The organism is Paracoccus sp. (in: a-proteobacteria), assembly GCF_030604785.1.
Classification (GTDB): Bacteria; Pseudomonadota; Alphaproteobacteria; order Rhodobacterales; family Rhodobacteraceae; genus Paracoccus.
Genome location: NZ_JAUVVF010000009.1, coordinates 26,974 through 47,752, shown reverse-complemented (window position 1 = coordinate 47,752; position 20,779 = coordinate 26,974). Strand labels below are relative to the sequence as shown.

General features: G+C 67.7%; 14 protein-coding genes and 1 tRNA gene. 10 read left to right on the top strand and 5 right to left on the bottom strand.

Going from position 1 to position 20,779, the window contains the following annotated elements; all coding sequences use genetic code 11:
• Window positions 1-306: 306 nt before the first annotated feature.
• Entirely contained in the window at window positions 307-3,741 is a 3,435-nt protein-coding gene (gene pyc / locus QAR72_RS04925) for a pyruvate carboxylase (protein WP_304616253.1), read from the bottom strand.
• A 221-nt stretch (window positions 3,742-3,962) separates the two neighbouring features.
• Between pyc and uvrA the strand changes: the two genes are divergently transcribed.
• On the top strand, window positions 3,963-6,815 hold the full coding sequence (uvrA, locus tag QAR72_RS04920; protein WP_304616252.1) for an excinuclease ABC subunit UvrA: 2,853 nt from the start codon (window positions 3,963-3,965) through the stop codon (window positions 6,813-6,815).
• On the opposite strand, the gene QAR72_RS04915 is transcribed toward uvrA, so the two are convergent.
• Window positions 6,799-7,866, bottom strand: coding sequence for a DUF5671 domain-containing protein (locus QAR72_RS04915; RefSeq protein WP_304616251.1), 1,068 nt, complete (start codon window positions 7,864-7,866; stop codon window positions 6,799-6,801). The two genes, uvrA and QAR72_RS04915, sit on opposite strands and share 17 nt — an antisense overlap.
• A 135-nt stretch (window positions 7,867-8,001) precedes the next feature.
• On the opposite strand from QAR72_RS04915, the gene QAR72_RS04910 reads away from it, so the two are divergent.
• The 7 genes from QAR72_RS04910 to QAR72_RS04880 all read left to right on the top strand — a co-directional run bounded on the left by QAR72_RS04910 (window position 8,002) and on the right by QAR72_RS04880 (window position 13,569).
• Window positions 8,002-8,076 (top strand) — tRNA-Gly (locus tag QAR72_RS04910).
• A 202-nt stretch (window positions 8,077-8,278) separates the two neighbouring features.
• Entirely contained in the window at window positions 8,279-9,136 is an 858-nt protein-coding gene (gene panC / locus QAR72_RS04905; RefSeq protein WP_304616250.1) for a pantoate--beta-alanine ligase, read from the top strand.
• 38 nt (window positions 9,137-9,174) lie between these two features.
• Window positions 9,175-9,984 carry a 3-methyl-2-oxobutanoate hydroxymethyltransferase gene (panB, locus tag QAR72_RS04900; RefSeq protein WP_304616249.1) on the top strand — a complete coding sequence of 270 codons (810 nt, stop codon included), beginning with the start codon at window positions 9,175-9,177 and terminating at the stop codon, window positions 9,982-9,984.
• A gap of 9 nt (window positions 9,985-9,993) precedes the next feature.
• Window positions 9,994-10,656, top strand: a complete 663-nt coding sequence (gene lipB / locus QAR72_RS04895) for a lipoyl(octanoyl) transferase LipB (protein WP_304616248.1) — start codon at window positions 9,994-9,996, stop codon at window positions 10,654-10,656.
• A 105-nt stretch (window positions 10,657-10,761) separates the two neighbouring features.
• Window positions 10,762-11,190 carry a c-type cytochrome gene (locus QAR72_RS04890; RefSeq protein ID WP_304616247.1) on the top strand — a complete coding sequence of 143 codons (429 nt, stop codon included), beginning with the start codon at window positions 10,762-10,764 and terminating at the stop codon, window positions 11,188-11,190.
• 187 nt (window positions 11,191-11,377) lie between these two features.
• A complete protein-coding gene (locus QAR72_RS04885; RefSeq protein WP_304616246.1) occupies window positions 11,378-13,054 on the top strand; it encodes a cytochrome c oxidase subunit I in 1,677 nt (558 codons plus the stop codon).
• 62 nt (window positions 13,055-13,116) lie between these two features.
• Complete coding sequence (locus tag QAR72_RS04880; protein WP_331497642.1) at window positions 13,117-13,569, top strand: DUF2244 domain-containing protein; 453 nt, start codon at window positions 13,117-13,119, stop codon at window positions 13,567-13,569.
• A gap of 18 nt (window positions 13,570-13,587) precedes the next feature.
• Here the strand turns inward: QAR72_RS04880 and QAR72_RS04875 are convergent, their stop codons facing one another.
• Together QAR72_RS04875 and QAR72_RS04870 are read right to left on the bottom strand one after the other, a co-directional pair.
• Window positions 13,588-13,776 carry a DUF3008 family protein gene (locus tag QAR72_RS04875; RefSeq protein ID WP_304616244.1) on the bottom strand — a complete coding sequence of 63 codons (189 nt, stop codon included), beginning with the start codon at window positions 13,774-13,776 and terminating at the stop codon, window positions 13,588-13,590.
• Window positions 13,777-13,826: 50 nt separating this feature from the next.
• The gene (locus tag QAR72_RS04870) at window positions 13,827-14,288 is read right to left on the bottom strand and encodes a GatB/YqeY domain-containing protein (RefSeq protein WP_304616281.1); all 462 of its coding nucleotides are present in this window, start codon (window positions 14,286-14,288) and stop codon (window positions 13,827-13,829) included.
• 160 nt (window positions 14,289-14,448) lie between these two features.
• Here QAR72_RS04870 and carA point away from each other — a divergent pair, with 160 nt between their 5' ends.
• Both carA and QAR72_RS04860 read left to right on the top strand, forming a co-directional pair.
• Window positions 14,449-15,597, top strand: a complete 1,149-nt coding sequence (gene carA, locus QAR72_RS04865; protein WP_304616243.1) for a glutamine-hydrolyzing carbamoyl-phosphate synthase small subunit — start codon at window positions 14,449-14,451, stop codon at window positions 15,595-15,597.
• A 120-nt stretch (window positions 15,598-15,717) separates the two neighbouring features.
• Window positions 15,718-17,799 (top strand): glycosyltransferase, encoded by a 2,082-nt coding sequence (locus QAR72_RS04860; protein ID WP_304616242.1) that lies wholly within the window; start codon window positions 15,718-15,720, stop codon window positions 17,797-17,799.
• On the opposite strand, the gene QAR72_RS04855 is transcribed toward QAR72_RS04860, so the two are convergent.
• A complete protein-coding gene (locus tag QAR72_RS04855) occupies window positions 17,796-20,597 on the bottom strand; it encodes a glutamine-synthetase adenylyltransferase (RefSeq protein ID WP_304616241.1) in 2,802 nt (933 codons plus the stop codon). The two genes, QAR72_RS04860 and QAR72_RS04855, sit on opposite strands and share 4 nt — an antisense overlap.
• Window positions 20,598-20,779 lie beyond the last annotated feature (182 nt).

Genomic DNA, 20,779 nt, shown 5'->3' with positions numbered 1-20,779 from the left:
TCCTGCAGAAGATTTTCCACGGGCTTGATCCCCTTGTCGGTCGCGGGGATCTTGGCTTTCCCCGCGACGGGTTGGCTGAGTGCCGTTTAGACCCGGCAGGCATCCGGGTCAACGGGCGCGAAAGGCTGTTTCCGCGTCGAAATGTACCATTATCCGGGCAACCGGACAGCCTGGAATGCGAGGAGGGCACCGCCGCTTCCACGGCCGATGCCCTCGATTATGGGGCCTCGGGCCCCGCCATTCCAGCCCAGCCTCGCCCTGTCGGGGCCGACATCTTGTCGCAATCGCGCCCCGGGGCGGCCGCCGTCAATCGATCTCGACCAGAAGATCCTTGGCGTCGATCTGCTGGCCGGGGGCGACGTGGACGGCCTTGACCGTGCCCTCGCGCTCGGCGTGGATGCCGGTCTCCATCTTCATCGCCTCGATCGTCAGCATCAGGTCGCCCTGGCTGACCACCTGCCCCGCCGTCACCGCGACCGAGGCCACGACGCCCGGCATCGGCGCGCCGACATGGCCGGGATTCGTCGCATCCGCCTTGGGTCGTGCCGCGGCACCGCCGCCCGCCTTGCGGTTCGGCACGCGGACCTGCCGGGGCTGGCCGTTCAGCTCGAAGAAGACCTTGACCTCGCCCTTTTCGTCGGTGTCGCCAAGGGTCAGCAGCCGCACCTCCAGCGTCTTGCCGGGATCGATCTCGACGCTGATCTCCTGACCCGGCTCCATCCCGTAGAAGAAGGCGCGGGTCGGCAGGGTGCGGACCGGGCCGTAGATCTCGTGGCGGGCCATGTAGTCGGTGAAGACCTTGGGATACATCAGGTACCCGTTCAGATCCTCGTCGTCGATGGCGCGGCCGTCCAGCATCTGGGACAGCTTGGCGCGCTCGGCCTCAAGATCGACGGGCGGCAGATGCGCGCCCGGGCGGTCGGTGATCGGGGCCTCGCCCTTCAGCACCTTGCGCTGGATCGCCTGCGGCCAGCCGCCGGGGGGCTGACCCAGATTGCCGCGCATCATGTCCACGACCGAATCGGGGAAGCTGACCTCGCGGGCGGGATCGGCCACGTCCTCGGGCGTCAGGTTCTGCGCGACCATCATCAGCGCCATGTCGCCCACCACCTTGGACGAGGGCGTGACCTTGACGATGTCGCCGAACAGGCGGTTCACGTCGGCATAGGCCTGCGCGACCTCGTGCCAGCGATCCTCGAGCCCCATCGAACGCGCCTGCGCCTTGAGGTTGGTGAACTGCCCGCCGGGCATCTCGTGCAGATAGACCTCGGAGGCGGGCGATTGCAGGCCCGATTCGAAGGCCGCGTAACCCTCGCGCACGCGTTCCCAGTAATTGCTGATCGCACGGATGGCGCCGATATCGAGGCCCGTGTCGCGCTCGGTCTGGGCCAGCGCCTCGACCACGCTGCCCATCGTGGGCTGGCTGGTATTGCCCGACAGCGCGTCCATCGCGCAATCGACGGCGTCCACGCCCGCCTCGGCCGCGGCAAGGATCGTCGCGCCGCCCATGCCGCTGGTGTCATGGGTGTGGAAATGGATCGGCAGGCCGACCTCTTCCTTGAGCGCCTTGATCAGGATCCGCGCGGCTGCGGGCTTCAAGAGGCCCGCCATGTCCTTGACGCCCAGCACATGGGCGCCTGCGGCCTTCAGTTCCTGCGCGGTGCTGACATAGTATTTCAGGTCATACTTGGACCGGTTCGGGTCCAGCATGTTGCCGGTATAGCAGACGGTGCCCTCGCAGATCTTGCCGCTTTCGACCACCGCATCCATCGCGACGCGCATATTCTCGACCCAGTTCAGGCTGTCAAAGACACGGAACACGTCCACGCCCGTCTCGGCCGCCTGCTTCACGAAGAACTGCACCACATTGTCGGGATAGTTGGTGTAGCCCACCCCGTTCGAGGCGCGCAGCAGCATCTGCGTCATCAGGTTCGGCATCTTGGCCCGGATGTCGCGCAGCCGCTGCCAGGGGCATTCCTGCAGGAAGCGGTAGGCCACGTCGAAGGTCGCGCCCCCCCAGCATTCCACGCTGAACAGCTGCGGCAGGTTCGCGGCATAGGAGGGCGCCACGCGGATCATATCGATCGAGCGCATGCGCGTCGCCAGCAGCGATTGGTGCCCGTCGCGCATCGTCGTGTCGGTGATCAAGAGCTGCTTCTGCGCGGCCATCCAGTCGGCCACGGCCTGCGCGCCCTTCTCCTCCAGCAGCTGGCGCGTGCCGGGGGCGGGTTCGGCCTTGGGCGCGGGGGGCTGGGGCGCCACCGTCTGAGCAGGCGGCAGCGGCCGGCCTGCGGTCTCGGGATGCCCGTTGACGCTGATATCGGCCAGATAGGTCAGGATCTTGGTCGCCCGGTCCTGCCGCTTCTTGAAGTCGAACAGGTCTTCGGTCGTGTCGATGAACTTGGTCGTGTAGCTGTCATCCAGAAAGGTCGGGTGTTTCAGCAGGTTGATGACAAAGTCGATATTGGTGCTGACGCCCCGGATGCGGAATTCGCGCAAAGCGCGGTCCATCCGCTTGATCGCCTGATCGGGCGTCTGCGCCCAAGCCGTCACCTTGACCAGCAGAGAATCATAGTAGCGGGTGATCACGCCGCCCGAATAGGCCGTGCCGCCGTCCAGTCGGATCCCCATGCCGGTGGCCGAGCGATAGGCGGTGATGCGGCCGTAATCGGGAATGAAGTTGTTCTGCGGGTCCTCGGTCGTCACGCGGCATTGCAGGGCGTGGCCGGACAGGGTGATGTCCTCCTGCCGCGCATGGCCCGTCGCCTCGGCCAGGGTTGCGCCCTCGGCGATCTTGATCTGGGACTGCACGATGTCGATGCCGGTGACCTCTTCGGTCACGGTATGCTCGACCTGCACGCGGGGGTTCACCTCGATGAAGTAGAACTTCTGGCTGTCCATATCCATCAGGAACTCGACCGTGCCGGCATTCTGATAGCCGACCGCCTGCCCGATCTTCAGCGCCAGCGCGCAGACCTCGGCCCGCTGCTCGTCGGTCAGATAGGGCGCCGGCGCGCGCTCGACGACCTTCTGGTTGCGGCGCTGCACGGTGCAGTCGCGTTCATAGAGGTGATAAAGCCCGCCATGCGTGTCGCCCAGCAGCTGCACCTCGACATGGCGGGCGCGCAGAATCATCTTCTCCAGATAGCCCTCGCCGTTGCCGAAGGCGGCTTCGGCCTCGCGCCGACCCTCGCGGACCTTCTCGACCAGCTCCTCGGGGCCGTTGATCGGGCGCATGCCGCGCCCGCCGCCGCCCCAGCTGGCCTTCAGCATCAGCGGATAGCCGATCTCGGCCGCCTCGCGCTTGATCGCCTCAAAATCCTCGCCCAGAACCTCGGTCGCGGGGATGACGGGCACGCCCGCCTCGATGGCGACGCGTCGGGCGCTGGCCTTGTCGCCGAGCGCCCGCATCGTGTCGGCGCGCGGGCCGATAAAGGTGATGCCGGCCTCGGCGCAGGCATCCACGAAATCGGGGTTCTCGGACAGAAGGCCATAGCCGGGATGGATCGCGTCGGCGCCCGACAGCTTGGCCACGCGGATGATCTCGGGGATGGACAGATAGGCCGCGACCGGGCCCAAACCCTCGCCGATGCGATAGGCCTCGTCCGCCTTGAAGCGGTGCAGGCCCAGCTTGTCCTCCTCGGCATAGACGGCGACCGTCTTCTTGCCCAGCTCGTTCGCCGCCCGCATCACGCGAATTGCGATCTCGCCCCGGTTGGCAATCAGGATCTTGTTGAACATGCCCGGCCCCCTTCCTTGTCGCGCAGCACATTATCGGCGCTGCAATGCAGCGCAAGTGTTTGCGTTAGCGTGCGGCCCCGAATTCGCCAAGACAGGCAAAAGGACTAGGACCGCGCGCCCACGGAACACACCGCGCGCGACTGTTCACTATCCGTTCACATTTGGAACTTGCTTTTTGCCCGCGCGTCCCTATCTGATGCGGCTGATCACCGGGGACAGGCATGGAACAGAAGTTCATCGAGGTGCGCGGCGCGCGCGAGCATAACCTCAAGGGCGTGGATATGGACATCCCGCGCGACAAGCTGGTGGTGATCACCGGCCTGTCGGGGTCCGGCAAGTCCTCGCTGGCCTTCGACACGATCTATGCCGAGGGCCAGCGCCGCTACGTCGAGAGCCTGTCGGCCTATGCGCGCCAGTTCCTCGACATGATGGGCAAGCCCGACGTCGACCACATCTCGGGCCTCAGCCCCGCGATCAGCATCGAGCAGAAGACGACCTCGAAGAACCCCCGCTCGACCGTCGGCACGGTCACCGAGATCTACGACTACCTGCGCCTGCTCTTCGCGCGCGCCGGAACGCCCTATTCGCCCGCCACCGGCCTGCCCATCGAGGCGCAGCAGGTCCAGGACATGGTGGACCGCACGATGGCCCTGCCCGAGGGCACGCGCGCCTATCTGCTGGCCCCCATCGTGCGCGACCGCAAGGGCGAATACCGCAAGGAATTCCTCGAGCTGCGCAAGTCCGGCTTCCAGCGCGTCAAGGTTAACGGCGAGTTCTTCGAGCTGGACGAGCCGCCGACGCTGGACAAGAAGTTCCGCCACAACATCGATGTGGTGGTGGACCGGATCGTGGTCCGCGAGGGGCTGGAGACGCGCCTCGCCGACTCGCTGAGGACCGCATTGGACCTCGCCGACGGCATCGCGATCCTGGAAACCGCCGAGGACGAGCCGCAGCGCATCACCTTCTCCGAGAAGTTCGCCTGCCCCGTCAGCGGCTTCACGATCCCCGAAATCGAGCCGCGCCTCTTTTCGTTCAACGCCCCCTTCGGCGCCTGCCCGGTCTGCGACGGCCTGGGGGTCGAGCTCTTCTTCGACGAGCGTCTGATCGTGCCCGACGCGGCCCTGTCCGTGGACAAGGGCGCCATCGCCCCCTGGGCCAAGTCCAAGTCGGCCTACCTCACCCAGACCGTGAACGCTCTGGCCAAGCATTACGGTTTCGACAAGAAGACCCCCTGGAAGGACCTGCCGGACAGCGTGCGGCAGATGTTCCTGCGCGGCTCGGGCAAGGACGAGATCAAGTTCCGCTTCGACGATGCGGGCCGCGTCTACGAGATCAGCCGCGTCTTCGAGGGCGTGATCCCCAACATGGAGCGCCGCCTGCGCGAATCCGACAGCCAGTGGGTCCGCGAAGAGTTCGAGCGTTATCAGAACAACCGCCCCTGCGGCGCCTGCAACGGCTACCGCCTGAAGCCCGAAGCGCTGGCCGTGAAGATCGCGGGCGCCCATATCGGTCAGGTCGTCGAGCTTTCGATCAAGGAGGCGCTGGACTGGATCCGTGCTGCCCCCGACCACCTGTCCAAACAGAAGAACGAGATCGCCGCCGCGATCCTCAAGGAAATTCGCGAACGGCTTGGTTTCCTGGTGAATGTCGGCCTCGACTACCTGACCCTGTCGCGCGCGGCCGGGACGCTTTCGGGCGGCGAAAGCCAGCGGATCCGCCTAGCCAGCCAGATCGGCAGCGGCCTGACCGGGGTTCTTTATGTGCTGGATGAGCCGTCCATTGGCCTGCACCAGCGCGACAACGACCGGCTGCTGACGACGCTGATGAACCTGCGCGATCAGGGCAATTCGGTGCTGGTGGTCGAGCATGACGAGGACGCGATCCGCCACGCCGACTACGTCTTCGACATGGGCCCCGGCGCGGGCGTGCATGGCGGCACCGTCGTCAGCCACGGCACCCCGGACCAGATCGCGGCCGATCCCGCCAGCCTGACCGGACAGTATCTGTCCGGCGCGCGCGAGATCGCGGTCCCGTCCGAGCGGCGCAAGGGCAACGGCAAGAAGATCACCGTGGTCAAGGCGACCGGTAACAACCTCAAGGAGGTCACTGCCGACTTCCCCTTGGGCAAGTTCGTCTGCGTCAGCGGCGTCTCGGGCGGCGGCAAGTCCACGCTGACCATCGAGACGCTGTTCAAGACCGCGTCGCTGCGCCTCAACGGCGCGCGCCAGACCCCCGCGCCCTGCGAGACGATCAAGGGGCTCGAGCATCTGGACAAGGTCATCGACATCGACCAGCGCCCCATCGGCCGCACGCCGCGCTCGAACCCCGCGACCTACACGGGCGCCTTCACCCCGATCCGCGACTGGTTCGCCGGCCTGCCCGAGTCGAAGGCCCGCGGCTACAAGCCCGGCCGCTTCAGCTTCAACGTGAAGGGCGGGCGCTGCGAGGCCTGCCAGGGCGACGGCGTCATCAAGATCGAGATGCACTTTCTGCCCGACGTCTATGTTGAATGCGAGACCTGCAAGGGCAAGCGCTACAATCGCGAGACGCTGGAAGTGCAGTTCAAGGGCAAGTCCATCGCCGACGTGCTGGACATGACCGTCGAGGACGCGCAGGACTTCTTCGCCGCCGTGCCGTCCATCCGCGAGAAGATGGACGCGCTGATGCAGGTGGGCCTCGGCTACATCAAGGTCGGCCAGCAGGCCACGACCCTCTCGGGCGGCGAGGCGCAGCGCGTGAAGCTGTCCAAGGAGCTTAGCCGCAGGTCCACGGGCCGCACGCTCTACATCTTGGACGAGCCGACCACGGGCCTGCATTTCGAGGATGTCCGCAAGCTGCTCGAGGTGCTGCACGAACTGGTCGATCAGGGCAACACGGTGATCGTCATCGAGCACAATCTGGACGTCATCAAGACCGCCGACTGGATCATCGATATCGGCCCCGAGGGCGGCGATGGCGGCGGCCGCGTGGTCGCCACCGGGACCCCGGAACAGGTTGCCGAGGTCGAGGCCAGCCATACCGGTCGCTATCTAGGCCCGCTGCTGCGGCAGGGGCGCGTCAGGGCGGCGGAGTAGCGCCGGGCGCCAGGATGCCCCCGCCCGGCGGCATCAGGCCCGGACCGCGCGCCGTCCCGTGCGGCAGCGTGACGTCAAGGCATCCCGGTCCCGCGACGGAACGGGCGCCGCGCATCACGTCGGTCTCCATGCGGGCGCACAGGCGCAGCAGGTCGGCGCGCGGCGCGGTGATCTCGTAGGGCTCGCCCGTCTGCCGGTCCGCCAGAACCGGCAGATCGGGGCAGCCCGCGCTTGCCACGATGGGCGGAACGGCGGTGCCCTCTCCGGCAAGGCACTGGGCCTGCAGCGCGATCGCGTCCAGATCGGACCAGCGCTGCTGATCGCGCTGCTCGGCACGTCCGGCGCCGGGCCCGCCCGACACCCAGATGCCAAGGGCGATCAGCACCAGCGACAGCGCGATCAGTCCGCGCGGGCCGGCGGCATCCACGCGCGCCGCGGCCGCCCCGCCCAGCTCGCGGCGATAGATCAGCAGGACCAGCAGCGCGACCACGACAACCACGGCGGCCTTGAGCGCGAATCGGGCCGTCAGATCGCCCGACAGGAAGGCATGGACGACCGCCGCAGCGCTTCCCAGCAGGGCGCAGCCCGCCAGAAAGCCCGACGCCGCCGCCAGCGAGCGCCGGGGCCATGCGGCCGCGCCCGGCCGCAGGTGCAGCAGGGCAAAGACCGGCGTCGCCACCACCAGAACCGCGATCGGCCAGCGCATCTGCGTCTCGCGATACCAGCCATCAACAGGGCCGGGCGTCAGGTGTTCAGCCAGCTGGAAGCCCAGCTGGACAAGCTGCCAGCACATCACCACCAGCGCCAGGAAACCCAGCCCCTGCAGCAGCGCCGGTCCTGCCCCCGCCTGTTCTGAACCGGCCCGCGGCACCGGGGGCAGCCCTTGTTCCAGATGCCATTCGGCCAAAGCGGCGGCGATCTGCCGTTCGCTCCAGCCGGCATCCTTCAGCACCGCTGCCAGCCTCTCGGGCGCATGGCCCGCCGCCATACCGGCCCTCAGGAACTCATCAAGCCTGTCGCTGCCACGCATTCCCGCCCCCAAATTCGTCATCGCCAAGGCACCCCAGCAAGGCCGCCGGATCAAGCCGGATTTTTTTCGCATGAGACGCGTTTTTGCCCTTGCACGCCCCCGCGGCCTTCCGTAAATCACCGCTCACCGAAGGCGAACAGCCGGACGGTACGGAGTGCGGGCGTAGCTCAGGGGTAGAGCATTACCTTGCCAAGGTAAGGGTCGTGAGTTCGAATCTCATCGCCCGCTCCAATTCAAAAAGGCCGGACCTTCGGGACCGGCCTTTTGCGTTTCCACCTGCCGCATTCAGCGAAGTCGCCGACGCACCGGAACGTCGCGTCAGACGCTGCCGGCACGAGCGGCCGATAAAGACATGGGTGGTGCGGCACCTTGCCCCGGCGAGTCCGTGCGGCTAGGTTCTGCGCCACGCCGAGGGGGGCCAGAGGACAGCGCCATGCAGATCATCCGCAGCACGCCCGACATGCGGGCGATCCGGCAGGATTGGCGGCAGGCCGGCGGCAAGGTCGTCCTGGTCCCGACCATGGGCGCGCTGCATGACGGCCATCTGTCGCTGGTGGCGCGCGCACGCGACTGGCTGGACGAACAGGGCGGCGGGCGGGTCGTGACCTCGATCTTCGTGAACCCGACGCAATTCGGCCCGAACGAGGATCTGGACCGCTATCCCCGGGACGAGGCGGGCGATCTGGCCAAGCTGCGCGGCGCGGGCTGCGACGCGGTCTTTCTGCCGCAGGTCTCGGACATCTACCGCCCCGGCGCCCAGACCCATGTCGAGGTGGCGGGCCTTGGCCGCATCCTGATGGGCAGGCTGCGGCCCGGACATTTCCGCGGCGTGGCGACGGTGGTGACAAAGCTCTTCAACATCGCCCAGCCCGACGCCGCGGCCTTCGGCGAAAAGGATTATCAGCAATTGACGCTGATCCGCCGGATGGTGGCCGATCTCGACATTCCGGTGACGATCCTGCCCGTGCCGACCAGGCGCGAGGCCGACGGTCTGGCCATGTCGTCGCGCAACCAGCGCCTGACGCCCGAGGACCGCGCCGCCGCACCGGTCCTTGCGCGCGCGCTGGACCGGGGCGAGGCGCTGATCGCCGACGGCGCCGGGGTGGCGCAGGCGCGCCGCGCCATCCGCGACATTCTGCGCGCCGAACCGCGCGCCGAGATCCGCTCGATCGACATCCGCGACGCCGAGGATCTGTCCCGCGTCACGGTCCCCGCCCGCCCGGTCGTGATCCTGCTGGCCGTCCGCTTCGGTGACGTGCTGCTGATCGACCAGCGCGTGGCGCATCCCTGACCCGCGCGGCCCTCGCGCATCTCACGAAAGGCCAGCCCATGTCAGCGCAAGCCCCCGTCAAGCGCGTCACCGTCCCGCAGATCGCCGCCCGCAAGAGCGACGTGCCGATCGTCGCGCTGACCGCCTATACCGCACCGATGGCCGCGCTGGTCGATGCGCATGCCGACATCATCCTTGTGGGCGACAGTCTGGGGATGGTCGTCCACGGCCTGTCCTCGACCATCGGCGTCACGCTGGAGATGATGATCCTGCACGGTCAGGCGGTTATGCGCGGCTCGTCCCGCGCCATGGTCGCCATCGACATGCCCTTTGGCAGCTACGAGGAATCGCCCGAACAGGCCTTTCGCAACGCCGCCCGCGTGCTGGCCGAGACCGGCGCGGCCGCCGTCAAGCTGGAGGGCGGCGCGCGCATGGCCCCCACGATCCGCTTCCTGGTCGAGCGCGGCATCCCCGTGATGGCCCATGTCGGCCTGACCCCGCAGGCCACGCTGGTCATGGGGGGCTTTCGCACGCAAGGCAAGGATCAGGCGACCTGGGACGCGCATGTCGAAGATGCGGTCGCGGTGTCCGAGGCGGGCGCCTTCTCGGTCGTGGTCGAGGGTGTCTATGAGGGCCTCGCCGACCGCATCACCGAGACGGTCGCGATTCCCACCATCGGCATCGGCGCCAGCGCGCGCTGCGACGGGCAGATCCTGGTCCTGGACGACATGCTGGGCCTGTCGGGCCGGGTGCCGCGCTTCGTGAAGAAGTTCGGCGATCTCGGCCCCCGCGCCGACGAGGCCATCGCCGCCTATGCCGCCGCCGTGCGCGACCGCAGCTTCCCCGCCGAAGCGCAGCTTTACCGCTAGGGGCGCGTCATGGTCGAATGGATCGTCACCCCCGGCCTGACCGAACATCCCGAGGCCGTGCGCCTGATGGAGGAACGCGTCGCCGCCATCCACGAGGGCCGCGCTTCCGAGGCGATCTGGCTGGTCGAGCATCCGCCGCTCTATACCGCCGGGACCAGCGCCAACCCGCGCGACCTGCTGGACCGCCGCTTTCCGGTCCATCCGACCGGAAGGGGCGGGCAATACACCTATCACGGGCCGGGCCAGCGGGTCGCCTATGTGATGCTGGACCTTAACCGGCGCGGGCGCGATATCCGCGCCTTTGTCGGCAATCTCGAGGCCTGGGTGATCGACGCGCTGGCGCAATTCGGTCTGCGCGCCGAGATCCGGCCGGGCCGCGTCGGCGTCTGGATTCCGCGTCCCGACAAGCCCGCCCTGCCCGACGGCACGATGCGCGAGGACAAGATCGCCGCCATCGGCATCAAGCTGCGCCGTTGGGTCAGCTTTCACGGCATCTCGATCAATGTCGAGCCGGACCTGTCGCATTATGCCGGCATCGTCCCCTGCGGGATCAGCGGCCACGGCGTCACCAGCCTCGTCGATATGGGACTGCCGGTGACCATGCAGGATCTGGACGTCGCGCTGCGTGACAGTTTTCACCGCATCATCGGGTCGCCACCTGCGTCACAATGACGGGACTTGCGACTTATCGGTGGCTGGATTCGGCTGCGGCGGCCTGTAAGGATGCCGCGCGGGAGACCGCCTTACTGGTCTAGCGAGGACAAGATGAAACCAGCCATGATCGCAGCCCTGATGGGCGCAACCCTCAGCCTTCCCATCGCGGCGCAAGCCGGCGACGCGGCGGCGGGCGAATCCGAATACCGCAAATGCCGCGCCTGCCACATGATCCAGGACGCGGACGGCAACGACATCGTCAAGGGCGGCGTCACGGGGCCGAACCTGTGGAACATCATGGGCCAGCCCATCGCCTCGGTCGAGGGCTACCGCTACGGCGAGGGCATCCTCGCCGCCGCCGCCGCCAATCCCGACCTCGTCTGGACCGAGGAGGAACTGGCCGCCTATGTCACCGATCCGCAGGCCTGGGTGCGCGAGAAATCGGGCAACGCTTCGGCGCGCTCGAAGATGACGTTCAAGCTCAATCGCGGGCAGGAGGACATCGCGGCCTACCTGACCAGCGTGTCTCCGGACGCTCCGGCGGCCGAGTGACGACAGGGCTGCGGCGTCCCGTCGCAGCCAAACATCGCCCCCGCCCCCGGAAAGATGCAACCTTCCGGGGGTATCGGGCCAATCAGACCATCGTGACGCATTGCCCGGTCGGGGTCTCTGGTCTAAAGAAAGCGTGATTATGCCGGTCTGCCAGGCCGGCCTGACGGAATCTTGAGGGAGTTCGGGTATGGCAGACGCAGCCGCACACGGCCACGGCGAGCACCATGACACCCGCGGGTTCTTTACCCGCTGGTTCATGTCCACTAACCACAAAGACATCGGTATTCTTTACCTTTTCACCTCCGGTCTTGCCGGCCTGATCGCGGTGGCCTTCACGGTCTACATGCGGCTCGAGCTGCATGAACCGGGCGTGCAATACATGTGCATGGAGGGCGCGCGCTTCTTCGCCGACGCGAGTCGCGAATGCACGCCCAACGGCCATCTCTGGAACGTGCTGATCACCTATCACGGCGTCCTGATGATGTTCTTCGTCGTCATCCCGGCGCTGTTCGGCGGTTTCGGCAACTACTTCATGCCGCTGCAGATCGGCGCGCCGGACATGAGCTTCCCGCGCATGAACAACCTCAGCTACTGGCTCTATGTGGCCGGTCTGATGCTGGGCATCGCCTCGCTTCTGGCGCCGGGCGGCAACCAGCAGCTGGGTTCGGGCGTGGGCTGGGTTCTCTACCCGCCGCTGTCCACGAACGAGGGCGGCTACTCGATGGACCTCGCGATCTTCGCGGTCCACGTCTCGGGTGCCTCGTCCATCGTCGGCGCGATCAACATCATCACCACCTTCCTGAACATGCGCGCCCCTGGCATGACGCTGTTCAAGGTGCCGCTGTTCGCCTGGTCGGTCTTCATCACCGCCTGGCTGATCCTGCTGGCCCTGCCGGTGCTGGCCGGCGCCATCACCATGCTGCTGATGGACCGCAACTTCGGCACGAACTTCTTCAACCCGGCCGGTGGCGGTGACCCGGTGCTGTATCAGCACATCCTGTGGTTCTTCGGCCATCCGGAAGTGTACATCATCATCCTGCCCGGCTTCGGCATCATCAGCCACGTCATCGCGACCTTCTCGAAAAAGCCGATCTTCGGCTACCTGCCGATGGTCCTGGCCATGGCCGCGATCGGGATCCTTGGCTTCGTGGTGTGGGCGCACCACATGTACACGGTCGGCATGTCGCTGACCCAGCAGGCCTACTTCATGCTGGCCACCATGACGATCGCCGTGCCCACGGGCATCAAGGTCTTCTCGTGGATCGCGACGATGTGGGGCGGCTCGGTCGAGTTCAAGACGCCGATGCTCTGGGCCTTCGGCTTCCTGTTCCTGTTCACCGTGGGCGGCGTCACCGGCGTTGTCCTGTCGCAGGCGCCGCTGGATCGCGTCTATCACGACACCTACTACGTCGTGGCGCACTTCCACTACGTGATGTCGCTCGGCGCGGTCTTCGCGATCTTCGCGGGCGTCTATTACTGGATCGGCAAGATGTCGGGCCGCCAGTACCCTGAATGGGCCGGCAAGCTGCACTTCTGGCTGATGTTCATCGGCGCGAACCTGACCTTCTTCCCGCAGCACTTCCTGGGCCGTCAGGGCATGCCGCGCCGCTATATCGACTATCCGGTCGAGTATGCGTTCTGGAACGCGGTCAGCTCGTGGGGTGCCTACCTGTCGTTCGCCTCGTTCGTGTTCTTCATCGGCATCGTGTTCTACACGCTCTTTGCCGGCAAGCGCGTGACCGAGAACAATTACTGGAACGAGTATGCCGACACGCTGGAATGGACCCTTCCCTCGCCGCCGCCCGAGCACACGTTCGAAGAGCTGCCCAAGCGCGAGGACTGGGATCGCAGCCCGGCGCACTGAGGCAAGGGACACTCATGCCCTATGAATGGAAAGAAGCGGCCCCGGATCAAACCGGGGCCGTTTTGCGTGAATTGCGCCTGTGGCCGCATCGTTCGCTGCCGCGCAAGGGCTTCGTCTGGTTCATCGGGGTGACGGTCGCCTTCGTGTCGCTGCCGCTTCTGGCGGTGCTGGGCACGGCCGTCCTGTGGGGGCTCTTGCCCTTCATGGCGCTGGCGGTGGGCGGGATCTGGTTTGCGATCCAGCAGACCTATCGCAGCGGCCAGATGCGCGAAGAACTGGTCATGGACCGGCAGATCCTGCGCGTGACGCGCCACGATCCGGGCCGCCCCGCGCGCGAATGGCAGACGAACAGCTATTGGGTTCGGGCGGGCCTTCGAAAGGGACCGGTCGAGAACTACCTGACCCTGACCGACGGCCAGCGCGAGATCGAGCTGGGCGCCTTCCTGACCCCCGAGGAACGCCGCGCGCTCTGTGACGAGCTGACCCGCGCCTTCGGCAAGCTGAAGGGGCCGTGACCGGCCCCTTCACCCTGTTCAGTCATCGCTCTTGCGTTCGGGCAGGTCGTCGTGCCCGGTCGAGGCCATCTCTTCCAGTTCGGCCTCGGTCATGCTGTCATACATGTCGCGCGACGCGCCTTGCAGATCGCCGACCTTCGTCTCGCCGCGCTTCGCGGACAGGGCCGCGCCTGCGGCACGCTGCTGCGCCTTGGAACTCGCATCCATGGGAACCTCTTTCGCTGGTTCCCGGGAAACGCGGCATGGCGCAGATTGTTTCAGGCCAGAAGCCGATCCTTGACCATCGGCCCGGCAGCGCCGAAATCCATCTGCCCGGCATGACGCTCCTTGAGCGCGGCCATGACCCGCCCCATGTCACGGATCCCCGCCGCACCCAGATCCGCGATGGCGGCGTCGATGGCGGCGCGGGTCTCGGCCTCGGTCATCTGGCGAGGCAGGAACTCCTGGATGATGCCGATCTCCTGCTCTTCCTTGGCGGCCAGTTCCAGCCGCCCGCCTTCCTCGTAGGCGCGGGCGGATTCCTGACGCTGCTTGACCATGCGCGACAGGATCAGGACCAGATCGGCCTCGGTCAGGGTGCCGTCGCCATCGCCGCCCCGTGCCGCGATCTCGCGGTCCTTGATGGCGGCGCCGATCAGGCGCAGCGTGGACAGGCGGGCGCTGTCCTTGGACTTCATCGCCTGCTTGGTGGCGTCTTGCAGTCGGGCGCGCAGTTCCATGATCCGGTATCCTTGCTGTTCGCTGGTCATGCCAGAGCCTGCGCGACATAAGGCAAGCGGCCCCTCAGTTCAAGCTGACGACAAGGTCAGGCCCCGCGGCGGGTTGACCTTGGGGGGCGCGCCCCCTATTCACCCGATGATTTCAGACCAGAGGTGCCCCATGGCCACGAAACCGACCGCTTGCCTGGTGCTTGCAGACGGCACAGTCTTTTACGGCCGGGGCTTCGGCGCTCCTGGCGAGGTTGTGGCCGAACTGGTCTTCAACACCGCCATGACCGGCTATCAGGAGATCATGACCGATCCCTCCTATGCCAGCCAGATCGTCACCTTCACCTTTCCCCATATCGGCAATACCGGCGTCACCCCCGAGGATGACGAGGCGCAGGACCCGGTCGCGGCCGGCATGGTCGTGCGGTGGGACCCGACGCTGCCCTCGAACTGGCGCGCGACCGAGGAGCTGACCGTCTGGATGGCACGGCGCGGCCGCATCGGCATCGGCGGCGTGGACACCCGCCGCCTGACCCGCGCGATCCGCCAGCAGGGCGCACCCCATGTCGTCCTGGCCCACGACCCCGAGGGGAGTTTCGACCTTCCCGCGCTGATCGCCAAGGCCCGCGCCTGGAAGGGTCTGGTCGGCCTGGACCTGGCCCGCGACGTCAGCTGCACCCAGAGCTATCGGTGGGAAGAGGGCGCCTGGGAATGGGCCAAGGGCTTCGGGCGCGCCGAGACCGACAAGCCGTTCAAGGTCGTCGCGCTGGATTACGGCGCCAAGCGCAACATCCTGCGCTCGCTCGTGGCCTATGGCGCCGATGTGACCGTCCTGCCCGCGACCGCCACCGCCGAGGAAGTGCTGGCCCACGAGCCCGAGGGCGTTTTCCTGTCGAACGGTCCGGGCGATCCGGCGGCGACCGGCGAATATGCCGTGCCGATGATCCGCACCCTGCTGGAACGCGACCTCCCGATCTTCGGCATCTGTCTGGGCCACCAGATGCTGGCGCTGGCGCTTGGTGCCCAGACGATCAAGATGGGCCACGGCCATCACGGGGCAAACCATCCCGTGCGCGACGTCGAGACCGGCAAGGTCGAGATCACCTCGATGAACCACGGTTTCGCGGTCGATTCGCAGACCCTGCCCCAGGGCGTGATCGAAACCCATGTCAGCCTGTTCGACGGCAGCAATTGCGGGATCCGCGTGCAGAATCGCCCGGTCTTTTCGGTGCAGCACCACCCCGAGGCTTCGCCCGGGCCGCAGGACAGCCTGTATCTGTTCCAGCGTTTCGCGGATTCGATGCAGAGCCGTCGGGGCTGAAACGGGAACAGGACCGGAACCTTGTGCAGGGGCGGCGCGACTTCGGTCACGCCGCCCCTTCGCTTAACCGCTTGTTAAGCATCGCCATGCCACGACAGACGAAACAACGGGGATTCGTCGATGGCATCACTGGCAGCACCGCAAGAGACCGTGGCCCCTTCCCAGGCGGATGGGGGCGTCCAGTTCGGCGGCCCGACTCTTGCCCCGCGCCATGAATCGCCGCTCGGCCAGATCCTGATCGAGGACGGGGCCGTCGATCCGGGCAATCTGCTGAAGGCGACCGTCATGCGGCGGCGCGAAAATGCGCGCCTTGGTCAGATCCTGCTGGGTCACGGCTGGGTCACGCCCGAGGCGCTGGCCCGCGCCTTGTCGCGGCAGTGGCGCACCTCGACCATCGACCCCACCCAGACCCCCGCCGATCCGCGCCTGATCGACGCGGCAGGCGCGGGCTTCTGCCTGACGCACGGCATCCTGCCCTGGCGGCGCATCGGCGGTGTCACCTGGATCGCCACCGCGCGGCCCGACGAATTCGCAAGCCTTCTGCCGCGCCTTCCGGCCGAGTTCGGCATCGTGCGGATGCTGCTCTGCACCGAGGCCCAGGCGCAGGAGGGCGTGCTGAACAGCCGCCGCATCCGCCTGATCCGCGAGGCCGAGTCGCGCGTGCCCGCCGCCGAAAGCTGCCGCACACAGAACCAGGCGCGCACAAGCCGGCTGGCGCTTGGACTTCTGACGGCGGTGATGCTGGGCCTGTGGCTGGCGCCGGTGGCAATGGCGGGGCTGCTGGCCGGCTGGGCGATCCTGACGCTGTTCACGCAAAGCGGGCTGAAGCTGATGGCCGCAATCGCCGCGCGGCGGCTGCGTGCCGATGACGGGCGGCTTGCCGGCGCCATCGCCCGGGGCGAGATCACGCCGCCCGAGATGGACGCCCCCCTGCCCGTCATCTCGGTCATGGTGCCGCTGTTCGAGGAAAGCGATGTCGCGGGCAAGCTGGTCGCCCGGCTGGCGCGGCTGGATTACCCGCGCGAATTGACCGACCTGCTGCTGGTGATCGAGGACAGCGATGCGGTGACCTCCAGGGCGCTGGAGGGCGCGCAGCTTCCGCACTGGATCCGCGTCGTGCGGGTGCCCGACGGCCCGATCAAGACGAAGCCGCGCGCGCTTAATTATGCGCTGAACTTCTGCCGCGGCCAGATCGTCGGCATCTGGGACGCCGAGGACCGCCCCGACCCGGACCAGCTGCACAAGATCGCACGCGCCTTCCATTTCGCGCCCGCCGATGTGGCCTGCCTTCAGGGCGCGCTGGATTTCTACAACCCGCGCACCAACTGGCTGGCGCGCTGCTTCACCATCGAATACGCGACCTGGTTCCGGGTGCTGCTGCCCGGTGTGGCGCGGCTGGGTCTGGTCGTGCCTCTGGGCGGGACAACGCTGTTCTTCCGCCGCCATCTGCTCGAGGAAGTGGGCGCCTGGGACAGCTGGAACGTGACCGAGGATGCCGATCTGGGCGTGCGTCTGGCCCGGCGCGGCTATCGCACCCAGATCATCGAGACCACCACCGACGAAGAGGCCAATTGCCGCGCCTTGCCCTGGGTCAAGCAACGCTCGCGCTGGCTCAAGGGCTATGCGATGACCTGGGGCGTTCACATGCGCGATCCGGTCGCGCTGTATCGTCAGCTTGGCGCGCGGGCCTTCTGGGGCTTTCAGGTGCAGTTCCTCGGCGCACTGTCGCAATATCTGCTGGCGCCGGTCCTGTGGAGCTTCTGGCTGCTGGCCTTGGGCCTGCCCCATCCTTTGCGCGCACCGCTGGAGGGGATGTGGGGCGGCTGGGCGATCCCGCTGCTGTTTGGCCTGTTCATCGCGTCCGAGGCGCTGTCGATCATCGTCGGCCTGCGCGCGGTGCGCGGCGCCAAGCATCGGCACCTGCTGCCTTGGGTGCCGGGCATGCACCTCTATTTCCCGCTTGGCTGCCTTGCCGGATGGAAGGCGATCTACGAGGTCGTGACCAAGCCCTTCTACTGGGACAAGACGGCGCATGGCCTCTATGTCGAGGCGCAGGACGCCGCCCCCGCGCCCCTGCCCGGCACGGTCGAGCTGCCGCTGCTGGGCCAGATCGGCGAAGGCCGCGCGCCCGTCGTCGCGGAAGCCGCCACACCGGCGACCGCCCCAGCCGTCGCACCGACCGCACAGCGGCTGGCCGGTTAGGATCTGGGCGCCGCGACGGGGGCTTCGGCATCGATCAGGCGCTGCGCCTCGGCGCAACGGGCATCAAGGCTGGCCTGCAGACCGGCCAGATCCGCCGCCCCCGTCTCTCGCAGCAGGAAGGACTGGCCGCCACGGCCGATCGCCTCCATGTCCAGCGCGCGGTCGGTCAGCAGCCGGCCCGAGGCGTGCAGCCGCCACAGGGCGCGCCAGATCGAGGCCAGCCGCCCCGCCGCCTCGGCCGTCAGCAGCCCGGCCCGCTGACCGGCACGCAATTGCGCCAGCGTCGCCCGGACGGGCTGGCCCGCCCTGAGCGCGCAGGCCTGCGCCAGAAGGTCGATATCCTGCAGCCGGCCCGGCCCGACCTTGGCCTCCCACGGCCCGTCGGGCTGGCGGGCGGCGAAGATGCGGGCGCGCATCTCGGCCAGGTCCGGCATCACCCGGGCATCGCCGCCGCGCGTGGTCAGGACCTTCAGCCGCAGCGCCTCGACCTCGTCGGCCAGTGCATCGGCATCCGCGCCCGCCCGCGCCACGACCCGGGCGCGGGTCAGGGCCAGATGCTCCCAAGTCCAGGCTTCGGTCATCTGGTAATTCTCGAAGCTCTGGATCGCAGTCGCGACTGGCCCCTGCCGCCCCGAGGGGCGCAGGCGCATGTCCACCTCGTAAAGCCGCCCCTCGGCGGTGGGGGCCGACAGGGCGGTGATCATCGCCTGGGTCAGCCGCGCGTAATCGGGGCGTGCAGCCAGCGGGCGCGGCCCGTCCGAGCCCTCGGCCCCCGCCGTGTCGTAGATCACGATCAGGTCCAGATCCGAGCCCGCATTCAGCGCCCGCGCCCCAAGCGAGCCCATGCCCAGCACCACCGCACCCCGCCCCGGAGGCGGACCATGGCGGCGCGCGAAATCCTCGGCCGTGACCGGGAACAGCGCCGCGACCGAGGCATCCGCCAGATCGGCATATTGAACCGCGGCCTCGTCCGCGTCGATCAGGCCCCGCAGGTGATGCACGCCGATGCGGAAATGCCATTCATGCGCCCATCGCCGCGCGGCATCCAGCGCGCGCTCATATCCGCCCTGCGGCGCCCGCAGCGTCGTCGCCAGAACCGAGGCCAGGTCGCGCGACAAGCCCTCGGGCCCCGGCCAGGGCGCGAAGAAGCTGCCCGCCAGCACGCCGTCCAGCACCGCCGGGTGACGGGCAAGATAGCCAGCCAGCGCCGGAGCCGTGCCGCAGATATCGACAATCAGCTCGATCAGCTGCGGATTGGCCTCGAACAGCGAGAAAAGCTGCACCCCGGCCGGCAGGCGTGACAGGAAGCTGTCGAACCGTGCCAGCGCCTCGGTCGGGTGACCCGAGGCGGCCATGCGTGACAGAAGCTGCGGCTCGATCCGGCGAAAGATCTGCTGCGCGCGTTCGGATCGCAGCGCAGGATAGCCCTGCCAGCGCGCGATGATGGCGCGCGCCTCGTCCGACAGGTCGGGCGCGGCGGCGGCGCCTTCACTGGGGGCGAAGAAATCCTCGGTCAGCTGATGGACGCGCGAGAGGCGGCCATGCAGACGCGCGGACCAGGCCTCGGCATCGGACTGCCCCGAGAGGGCGGCGATCACCGCCAGCCCCTGCGGATCGCGCGGCAGGCTGTGGGTCTGGGCGTCGTTGACCATCTGGATGCGATGCTCGATGTAGCGATGCTCGCGGTAATGCGCGATCAATTCCTCGGCCACGTCCTGTGGCACCCAGCCGCGCGCGGCCAGTGCTCGCAGCCCGCCCACCGTATCGCGCAGCCGCAGCGAGGCATCGCGCCCGCCCGCGATCAGCTGGCGCGTCTGGGTGAAGAACTCTATCTCGCGGATGCCGCCCTGCCCCAGCTTCATGTTGTGGCCTGCGACCTCCAGCCGCCCGCCAAGGCCCTTGTGGTCGCGGATGCGCAGCCGCATGTCATGCGCGTCCTGGATGGCGGCGAAATCCAGATGCTTGCGCCAGACGAAGGGGCGCAATTCGCGCAGGAACCGCTCGCCCGCCTTGATGTCGCCGGCGGCGGCACGGGCCTTGATGAAGGCGGCGCGTTCCCAGGTGCGGCCCTCGGCCTCATAATAGGCCAGGGCGGCGGCGGACGAGATGCAGACAGGCGTCACCGCCGCATCGGGCCGAAGCCGCAGATCGGTGCGGAACACATAGCCGTGCGCGGTCACGTCGGAGAGGGTCGCGGCCATCTTGCGGGTGGCGCGGATCAGCGCGGCGCGCGCTTCCATCTGCTGGCCGGGGGCATAGGCGGTTTCGTCGAACAGCACGATCAGGTCGATGTCGGAACTGTAGTTCAGCTCGCGCGCGCCGCCCTTGCCCATGGCCAGCGCAAAGATCCCCCCGGCCTCAGCCGCGGTCTCGGGCAGCTTGCCGCGCCGCGCCTCGGCCGCGACATGAGCGCGCAGCGCCAGATCGACGGCGCGGTCGGCCAGATCGGACAGCGCACCGGTCACCTGTTCCAGCGGCCATACCCCGCCCAGATCGGCCAGCGCCGTCATCAGCGCCACGCGCCGTTTGGCCCGGCGCAGCGCGACGCCCAGATCGTCGGGCGACAGATCCTCGAACCCGGCGGTCTCGCGTGTCACGACATCGTCATGGTCCAGCCCCTCGGGCAGCCACCCGGCCTCGTGCCGGATCAGCCCGGCCAGATAGGGGCTGGAACCTGCGGCCCCCGCGATCAGTTCTGCAAGCGGGCCGGCCGAAAGCCCGAGGGCCTGCACGGCCTCGGCGCCGCGGGCGGGCTCAAGGGCGATCGGAGTGCGGGTGATGCGTTCGGCAAAGCTCATGCGCGGCAGTTTCCGCACAAAGCCGCGGGGCCGTCAACGCATCGGGCAGCATGGGAATCCGGCATTGCGTTAACCCTTTCTCGACTTGGCCTGCATCCGAATCGTTGCTAGGCTTTTACATCGGAATTCACAGTGGAATGGATGGCGCAGTTCCGGGATGATGAGCCTTGACCGGTGGATCT

Excerpts from the sequence above, each read along its gene's own strand:
- pyc (WP_304616253.1), bottom strand. The coding sequence starts at position 3,741 with ATGTTCAACAAGATCCTGATTGCCAACCGGGGCGAGATCGCAATTCGC.
- uvrA (WP_304616252.1), top strand. The coding sequence starts at position 3,963 with ATGGAACAGAAGTTCATCGAGGTGCGCGGCGCGCGCGAGCATAACCTC.
- QAR72_RS04915 (WP_304616251.1), bottom strand. The coding sequence starts at position 7,866 with ATGACGAATTTGGGGGCGGGAATGCGTGGCAGCGACAGGCTTGATGAG.
- panC (WP_304616250.1), top strand. The coding sequence starts at position 8,279 with ATGCAGATCATCCGCAGCACGCCCGACATGCGGGCGATCCGGCAGGAT.
- panB (WP_304616249.1), top strand. The coding sequence starts at position 9,175 with ATGTCAGCGCAAGCCCCCGTCAAGCGCGTCACCGTCCCGCAGATCGCC.
- lipB (WP_304616248.1), top strand. The coding sequence starts at position 9,994 with ATGGTCGAATGGATCGTCACCCCCGGCCTGACCGAACATCCCGAGGCC.
- QAR72_RS04890 (WP_304616247.1), top strand. The coding sequence starts at position 10,762 with ATGATCGCAGCCCTGATGGGCGCAACCCTCAGCCTTCCCATCGCGGCG.
- QAR72_RS04885 (WP_304616246.1), top strand. The coding sequence starts at position 11,378 with ATGGCAGACGCAGCCGCACACGGCCACGGCGAGCACCATGACACCCGC.
- QAR72_RS04875 (WP_304616244.1), bottom strand. The coding sequence starts at position 13,776 with ATGGATGCGAGTTCCAAGGCGCAGCAGCGTGCCGCAGGCGCGGCCCTG.
- QAR72_RS04870 (WP_304616281.1), bottom strand. The coding sequence starts at position 14,288 with ATGGAACTGCGCGCCCGACTGCAAGACGCCACCAAGCAGGCGATGAAG.
- carA (WP_304616243.1), top strand. The coding sequence starts at position 14,449 with ATGGCCACGAAACCGACCGCTTGCCTGGTGCTTGCAGACGGCACAGTC.
- QAR72_RS04860 (WP_304616242.1), top strand. The coding sequence starts at position 15,718 with ATGGCATCACTGGCAGCACCGCAAGAGACCGTGGCCCCTTCCCAGGCG.
- QAR72_RS04855 (WP_304616241.1), bottom strand. The coding sequence starts at position 20,597 with ATGAGCTTTGCCGAACGCATCACCCGCACTCCGATCGCCCTTGAGCCC.